General features: G+C 59.6%; 8 protein-coding genes. 4 read left to right on the top strand and 4 right to left on the bottom strand.

The genetic code is table 11. From position 1 onward, the window contains the following. The coding region (locus AC1DPX_RS27475; RefSeq protein ID WP_477240525.1) for an SOS response-associated peptidase at nucleotides 1–402 on the bottom strand (402 nt) is incomplete at its 3' end. A 147-nt stretch (nucleotides 403–549) separates the two neighbouring features. Here AC1DPX_RS27475 and AC1DPX_RS27470 point away from each other — a divergent pair. Both AC1DPX_RS27470 and AC1DPX_RS27465 read left to right on the top strand, forming a co-directional pair. Continuing rightward, a complete protein-coding gene (locus tag AC1DPX_RS27470; RefSeq protein ID WP_057144215.1) occupies nucleotides 550–759 on the top strand; it encodes a hypothetical protein in 210 nt (69 codons plus the stop codon). Then, nucleotides 760–1,221: a hypothetical protein gene (locus AC1DPX_RS27465; RefSeq protein WP_477240523.1), complete on the top strand. Its 462-nt coding sequence runs from the start codon at nucleotides 760–762 to the stop codon at nucleotides 1,219–1,221. 40 nt (nucleotides 1,222–1,261) lie between these two features. Here AC1DPX_RS27465 and AC1DPX_RS27460 read toward each other — a convergent pair whose 3' ends face one another. Together AC1DPX_RS27460 and AC1DPX_RS27455 are read right to left on the bottom strand one after the other, a co-directional pair. Next, nucleotides 1,262–2,125, bottom strand: coding sequence for a plasmid partitioning protein RepB C-terminal domain-containing protein (locus tag AC1DPX_RS27460; protein WP_477240521.1), 864 nt, complete (start codon nucleotides 2,123–2,125; stop codon nucleotides 1,262–1,264). Further along, on the bottom strand, nucleotides 2,122–3,687 hold the full coding sequence (locus AC1DPX_RS27455) for a recombinase family protein (RefSeq protein WP_477240519.1): 1,566 nt from the start codon (nucleotides 3,685–3,687) through the stop codon (nucleotides 2,122–2,124). The genes AC1DPX_RS27460 and AC1DPX_RS27455 overlap by 4 nt, the downstream gene beginning before the upstream one ends. A 223-nt stretch (nucleotides 3,688–3,910) precedes the next feature. Here AC1DPX_RS27455 and AC1DPX_RS27450 point away from each other — a divergent pair, with 223 nt between their 5' ends. After that, entirely contained in the window at nucleotides 3,911–4,228 is a 318-nt protein-coding gene (locus AC1DPX_RS27450) for a YMGG-like glycine zipper-containing protein (protein ID WP_477240517.1), read from the top strand. 208 nt (nucleotides 4,229–4,436) lie between these two features. Next, the gene (locus AC1DPX_RS27445; RefSeq protein ID WP_477240515.1) at nucleotides 4,437–4,751 is read left to right on the top strand and encodes a YdcA family protein; all 315 of its coding nucleotides are present in this window, start codon (nucleotides 4,437–4,439) and stop codon (nucleotides 4,749–4,751) included. A 789-nt stretch (nucleotides 4,752–5,540) separates the two neighbouring features. Here AC1DPX_RS27445 and AC1DPX_RS27440 read toward each other — a convergent pair. Next, complete coding sequence (locus tag AC1DPX_RS27440; RefSeq protein WP_477240513.1) at nucleotides 5,541–6,473, bottom strand: lysylphosphatidylglycerol synthase domain-containing protein; 933 nt, start codon at nucleotides 6,471–6,473, stop codon at nucleotides 5,541–5,543. Between the last annotated feature and the right edge of the window lie 394 nt (nucleotides 6,474–6,867).

Genomic DNA, 6,867 nt, shown 5'->3' with positions numbered 1-6,867 from the left:
CCCGGCGAACGAAAAAGGCGCGTGACCGGGCAGATAGATGTGCCACGGATCCTTCTTGCCGTCGGCCGGCGAGATCGTCCACTCAAAGAAGCCGTCAGCCGGGATCAAGCATCGTTTCGACTTGAAGGCATCCCGGAAGGCCGGCGCGGTGTCGATGCCCTCGATCCTGGCGTTGAACATGGCCGCCTTGGGCATTTCTTTCGCCCAGAACGGGACGAGCCACCATCGTCCCTCGCGCAAGCGATGGTTGCCGTTCTCGCCAGCGGTGACGAACGGCACGTCTTGCGTCGGCGCGATGTTGTAGCGCGGCTCGTCATTGCGGCCGATTTCCGCGGGCGCCGTCAGGCGGTAGAGCCGGTGGATCTCCGACCACGTCAGATATCGGGTGTAGCGGCCGCACATGACATTTCCTCGATCGACAGGCTTCCCGATCCTTTGGCGTGGTTATCCTGCCGACAGTGAACGAAATGAGAACAAAATAGTCAAGCGCCTCTTGACCGGACAGGAATATGTTCCTTATTCCTGATCTATCTGAGCAGGAAAAGGGCCATGGGAAAGCGCCAAAATGCGCCGATCGGCGAAGCTATGTCCGAATTGGAGTTGGCGGCACAGCAGGCCCTCGCTGCAGCCAGTGGCGATGCTGTGGTCGCCCTGCTGACGGCTCTGGCCAGGAACGCCGAACTTGAGCGGGAACTCGCTTTGTCACGGGCTGCGGTTTCGAATGGCTTTTCCCGGGGCTGGCACAAGGCGCGCCCCTAGATGGTTGACACTGCCGAAGATAATTTCCGGATCGAGGTTTGGGACCGGGAGGAAAAGACGCATCTCGAAACCATCAGTCGTTCGCCGGACGCTGTGGTAAGCCAAGCGGCCTGGCAGGCCGCCATCCGGCGTCGGCCAGGCATGCTGCTGATCCACTACAACAGCCGACATGTCATGGAGAAGATTCTCACGCCGGGTGAGGTCAAGATCCCGCCCCAGACGATTATCGACGGCAGTATCCACGCCGGGCTGGATGTCGCACTTGGCGATTTGCGCTCATGGCACACGCTGCGAGCCTGGTGCACAAAATGCTCGCATCACGCGATGGTAAAGCCGGAAGGGCTGATCAGGCGATACGGTAGGGACGCCTTGTTCAGCACGGTTGAGCGCGCTCTTTTCTGCACGAATTGCAAAAAGGGAGGACCGGTTCGGATGGAGATACACAGCATGCCCCGAAACTGAGGGGTGACGGCCGAGCGCTTGCGACCCGAAGGCGCCCCCTTTAAAAGACAAAATGCTTACGCCTTGGTCCGGCTTTGACTGGTTGGCTCGGCAAAACTTCCTGGCCTGCTGGAATTTCCAGTATCGTTTGGAACCTTGCGAGCTGCTCCGGGAAATCCCGCGCGAGGTGTCTGACCACCCGCGCGTTTTCCATCACCCGGTCGAGATAGAGCCTCGCCGCGATCAACTCCAGCGCCCAGATGCCACGAAGGCTGGCGCAGAAGAGAAATTGATCGTTCAGTAAATCAAATTCACCTTCCATGATAGCTAGGTCGTCGGCTGTCACCCCGACGAACTTCTTCCTCGGCCTGGAGGCATCCACCAACTGCGACGCCGGAGTAAGCGTTGCGAGGAGTTGCGCATAGTGGAAGCTCACTCTCTTCAGGGCGATCATGAGCCTTGCGGCTTTGAGCTGCCATTCCGGAACCATCTTGCGCAAGGACGCGAAGACCTGTGGCGGCACACTCCAATCCTGCAATAGCTCGATGACCTCGGGAGAAACTCCATTGACCAACGCCTTTGGCGCGGAACTTTCCACGGGCAGATTCAAAGTAGGCCCTTCGATCAGGGCCTTCGGCACAGAGGCTAAGCTTTCGGCCGATAGCAGGCGACGGAACGATTCCTGTTTGATCGGATATCGAAATACCTCGGTGATCGTCTCCAGAAGATGCCGAGAGATAAGCGCTTCTGCGATCAGGTCCCGCGTTCTTTGGCATTCAGCCTGGTAGGTTTTGCACAGCCAAGGACCGGTGAACCACCTGTCGGGCTCTTGCATCTTTTCCAAAAGCGCAGCGTGCCTTGTGCGGTTATTCTGCAAAAGGCGGTCGGCGGCTTCCAAGCCTAAAACCGTGTGGCGCTCCGTCATGTCGCACTCCCGACGAATGTTCGCTCGGCCAGCGCAACGAGCGGATCAAGCGATCGGAAAACAAACGCATCCAGCTTCATTCCATTGTTGACATGGAAATCTCCTTTGAACCCCACGATTTCATGCATCGGAGCGATCAGGTAATCGCGAATGATCAGATTGCCCGGCTGCATGCGGATCAAGACGAAAATATCGGCCATGGCCTCTCGCACGGCCCTCGAAGACCAGCGGGGATAGGCACAATGCGTAACGCGACACCTGGCGATTGCGAGCGCTACGGTCAACTCACCATTGATGCGGATGATTTCCGTTTCAGGGGCTTGAGAAGCGCGGCCGCCTGCCTTGTCAACCGCGACGAGCAGGTCTTCCATAGCGCGATGGCGGATAGCCGTGAGGCGCCTGTCAATCTCGATGAAATGAGACTTTCTGGGCGGCAGGCAACCGATCAGCTTGTATGCTCCGAGCAGACCTCCGAAATGCGCGCCATAGCGATAGGCCGAAGGGCATTCGGGCGCTGCGTTAATGATGTCCGACGACAGTTTCCCATGCCGTTTGTGGAGGTTTCTTAGGGCTGCCAGCATATCGTCATCGCTCATGTGAAGATAAAGCGATTTCAAAATTTGCTGTGCTTTGTCGAATAATTGGCGGCTGATGATAGGCTCAAAGGCGTTGTCCGCCCTGACCCATTGGTCCGGGGGATTGTACGCAACTTTGGTCTTCAGCTTGGTGCAGCGTCTATTCCAGACGTTGTTGCCAATATATTTCTCATTGGTCAGAACACGGCGCACGCTATAGCTCTTCCAAGGCCGGCCGAAGTCGTTCAGGATCCCCCGCTCATTCAGATATTTTGCGATTTGAGGTTCGTTTTTGCGTGACCTGACGAACAGGCGAAAGATCAATCGAACAGTGGCAATCTCTTCCGGTGGCCCCGGTACGATGATCACACGGTCTGTCTGGAAATTCTTGTGTTCATAGCGGGCGAGGATGAGTTTGGGTTGTCCGAACTGGTCGACCATCAAGCGCCTTAGTCCGAGTCCCTGGATGCCGCCCACGTGGAAGCCCATGCGGGCCATCCTCACCTGGCCCAAAAAGACCCGCTGTGACAACATCCTGCTGTACTCTGCGGCCATGCTGCGCTTTATGGCCTTCAGCACATCAGATCCGACGGTGCCATCGTTCGCGAATTGCTCGGCGCAAAACTCGATCCGCACACCCGCTATCTGACATCGATATTCGTAGGAAGCGCTTTCATCGACGCTTTGGAACCGGCCCCATCTGCTCACGTCGTAGACGACGACCGTCTCGTAATCGGCGAGTCCGTGTTCAATGTCGAACAGCAGCTTCTTGAGGCCGGGCCGGCCTTCTATGTGCAGCCCGCTACGGCCGGGGTCTTCATAGGTGGCGACGATGTCGTACCCCATGACCTCGGCATAACCACGGATTGCATCCTTCTGATTCTCAAGGGAATAAGTCTGGTGCTCGGTGGACATTCGTACGTATTGCGCCGCGCGAACCCTTCGCCGCTCTTTAGGAGGTTCGCGCGCTGCAGCAACCTTATCCATCGCCTTGCACCATCGGACGAACGTCAATTCTAGCGGGCAGCCAATGGCAATTCCAGTCAAGATTAAGTCGAAGCGGTCGATCCTAGCTTGGCGCCTTGGAAACCATGGCTTTCAACTCATGGGAAACCCTGACTCACTTCGTGAGTATCGGTGCCCCTGTTCCGCCGCAATGCGACCGCACGGGACGATCGATAGGGATTTCAGACTTTTAAGGGAGACGTCCATGACCTTTCACAAAGCCATAGCCGCCCTGCTAGTGACCGCCGCACTTGCCGGCTGCCAGTCGCAGACCGAAGGCCAGCAGCGGGCCACCACCGGTGCGCTCATCGGCGGCGCCGGCGGCGCGCTCGTCGGCCAGGCGATCGGCGGCAACACCAAGAGCACGGTGATTGGCGCCGCCAGCGGCGCGCTGCTCGGCGCTGTCGTCGGCTCCGCCACTACGCCGCAGCGCCGCGGCGAAGAAATGTGTCGCTACCAGGACCGCTACGGCCGCATCTACACCGCGCCCTGCGATGACCGGTACTACAACGGCAATTACTGATTGCCCTGTCCAACGGGCTGGGTCAGTCCGTGTAAAGATGGCCGGCGCCAAGAGGTGGGAGCTGTTGGGCTTCGACGCCGGCCAAGCGGACAATCAGGTCCGCCGCATGCCACAGATGGCCGATTCTTGCTGGGTCCGTTATGGTGTTATCGCGTAGGGGCGGTGACATATGAGGCGGTGGTGCGGGAATCTGGTTGGCGTCGGCCTGGTGTTGCTGTCGGCTCAGGCCGCGCTTGCGGCAAATACGCCCTGCAGCGGTCGCAAAGGCGGGATTTCCCACTGCCAGGGCAGCACGTTTATCTGTAACGACGGCTCGGTCAGCGCCAGCCGGAAAGACTGTTCGGCAGAATTTGGCGGCGGCTCGGGCGAAGCCCTGGGCCTCATGGGTGGCGAAGACGCCGACATGACGCCGGCGGTCAGCGAGACCGAATGCTCGTGCCGGTCCGGACATTATTGCATTGGCCCGCGGGGCGGGCACTTCTGCCTAACGGACGGCGGTTCGAAAAGCTATCTGCGCAAATAGCCCCATCGCCGGTCATCCGTGCACGCCATTCCCAGGGCAAGTCGAACGATCCTGCCCAAAGTCCGCGGCTTCCCGTCCGCGCCTCGATCTGGGCGTCGGAGTAGAAACCGGCGCTGAACCGCGGCCACCCGACAGCGTAACCCCGCCTCACCATCCAATCCGCGGTATCGATGCCGCGTGCAGTGCACACTGCGACGGTGCGACCGAAATGGTCCGGTCGACTTCAACACAGGAAGTTGGGCGATGACCTCAAGAAAGTCCGCCAGCGCGAGGGATGCCTTCTGGCCGCAACGGTATGGCTTGCGCACGCTGTCGCGGCAAAGCTGGGCGCTCTCCGGCGCATCGATACCGTCGAGCCTGATACGCTGGCCATGAATTTCGATGGTGTCGCCATCGACGACAATCGGCCATCTGGACAGCAGCAGAACAGCGAGAAACGAAGGCATTCACACCCTCAAAGGCAAGGGAAAACAGTCCAAAAAGTTAGACACTTTCGGACCTAAGCCATTGATATTCAATCAGCGGTTAGACAGGAAGGCTGTCGCTAAGTAATTGATTTGAAACGGGAACTTTAGGAGTCAGAGTCCGTGGGTCTACCGTTAACCTATTCCCCAGCAGGCGTGGTAATGAACCGCGCGGGCCGAACGGCTGAGCCGCTTGAGCGCTGCCTTGTAGCCGCCGGCGGAAAATAGTCAAGCCTGCTGTGCGGTTCAATCGACACGTTTTGACAGCTGGTTTCATACGCAGGGGTTCAGGTGCCCGGGTGCTGGCACAAATCCAATCCGTGCGTCAGCTCTCAGTCCGGCTGAACTGCGAGCGCTCGAAGAACACCACCACGCCCAGTCCCAGAATCAGCGGGATGATCAGGTAAAACAGCCGGAACACCAGGAGCGCCGCCAGCACGCCAACCGGCTCCATGTCGGAAAGGCCGGCCAGGAACACCACCTCGAACACACCGAGGCCGCCGGGCGCGTGCGAGATCTGGGCGACCGAGAAGGAGACGAGGAAGACGCCGAGCACGACGAAATAACCGGGATTATGCACCTCGGGCAGGGCAAAGAAGATGATCGCCGCTGCGGCCAGCAGTTCGATCGGGCCGATCAGCAATTGCCTGACGACAATCGGGAGCGCCGGATAATGCAGCTGGAAGCTGGCGATCTTCAGCGGGCGCAGATGCAGCGCACTGCCGAAGATGTAGGCGGCGACCAGCAACAGCATCGCAATGCCCGCCGCTTCCGACAGGCCGTGATGGGCGATGCCCGAAAAGCGGTCGATGATCTGAGGCTCGAACACCAGCACAAGGCCGGAGGCGAGAATCGTCGACAGCACGAAGGTGATCCAGCAGATCGCCACCAGCACGCCGACATCCTGGCCGGTCAGCCCCCTGGTGCCATAGGCGCGGTAGCGGATGACGGCACCGGAAAACACCGAGCCGCCGATATTGTGCGACAGCGCGTAGGTGGTGAAGGAACACAGCGTCACGAACAGCCACGACACGCGCTTGCCGATATGCAGCAGCGCGATGTGGTCGTAGCCGGCGAGCGCGGCATAGGCGATGACGGAACTCAGCGCCGCCAGCACCCAGCCGCGCGTCGGAATGGCGGCGAGCCCGTCCCAGACGTCGTCGAGCGAAATGCCGCGCAGTTCGTGCCAAAGCAGCAGCAGCGAGAAGATCACCGCGGCGATGCCGACCACAGGCCAGAAATAGCGTCTCCAGTTCATTGCCTGACTGCCATGCGCTGCGTGTCCGCTTCCTTTTCGCTTGATGGTGGGAGGCCGGCTGCCCGGATTCTTCCGTACATTTCAGAAATGCCTCATCGAAGCCGGCTATTCAACCGCGAACACTTGTCGCGCCGGCAGCCGGCAAGATCCGCCCGCAGCGAAAGCGACGCAAACGGCAGGGATGAGGCATCGGCTTCGGCCATCTATTGTCCTCGCTGGCGTCCGCGCTACCAATCCAGCCTTGCGGCTACATTGCGCGGCGGGACGAAAAGGGCGGTTAGCGCCCAGACGGCAAAATTCGGCATGCGGCTCTTGGTGATCGGCCACGGCACTGTTAGTCTGGCGGCAACTTGAAACATGCCAAAGCGCCTGCTGCGTCCTTCACCGGTTCGCG

The organism is Mesorhizobium sp. 01N446 (assembly GCF_056399285.1).
This window is presented reverse-complemented; position numbering and strand designations above follow the sequence as displayed.

Bases quoted from the DNA above. Each gene is read 5' to 3' on its own strand.
- AC1DPX_RS27470 (WP_057144215.1), top strand. From the start codon at position 550: ATGGGAAAGCGCCAAAATGCGCCGATCGGCGAAGCTATGTCCGAATTG.
- AC1DPX_RS27465 (WP_477240523.1), top strand. From the start codon at position 760: ATGGTTGACACTGCCGAAGATAATTTCCGGATCGAGGTTTGGGACCGG.
- AC1DPX_RS27460 (WP_477240521.1), bottom strand. From the start codon at position 2,125: ATGACGGAGCGCCACACGGTTTTAGGCTTGGAAGCCGCCGACCGCCTT.
- AC1DPX_RS27455 (WP_477240519.1), bottom strand. From the start codon at position 3,687: ATGGATAAGGTTGCTGCAGCGCGCGAACCTCCTAAAGAGCGGCGAAGG.
- AC1DPX_RS27450 (WP_477240517.1), top strand. From the start codon at position 3,911: ATGACCTTTCACAAAGCCATAGCCGCCCTGCTAGTGACCGCCGCACTT.
- AC1DPX_RS27440 (WP_477240513.1), bottom strand. From the start codon at position 6,473: ATGAACTGGAGACGCTATTTCTGGCCTGTGGTCGGCATCGCCGCGGTG.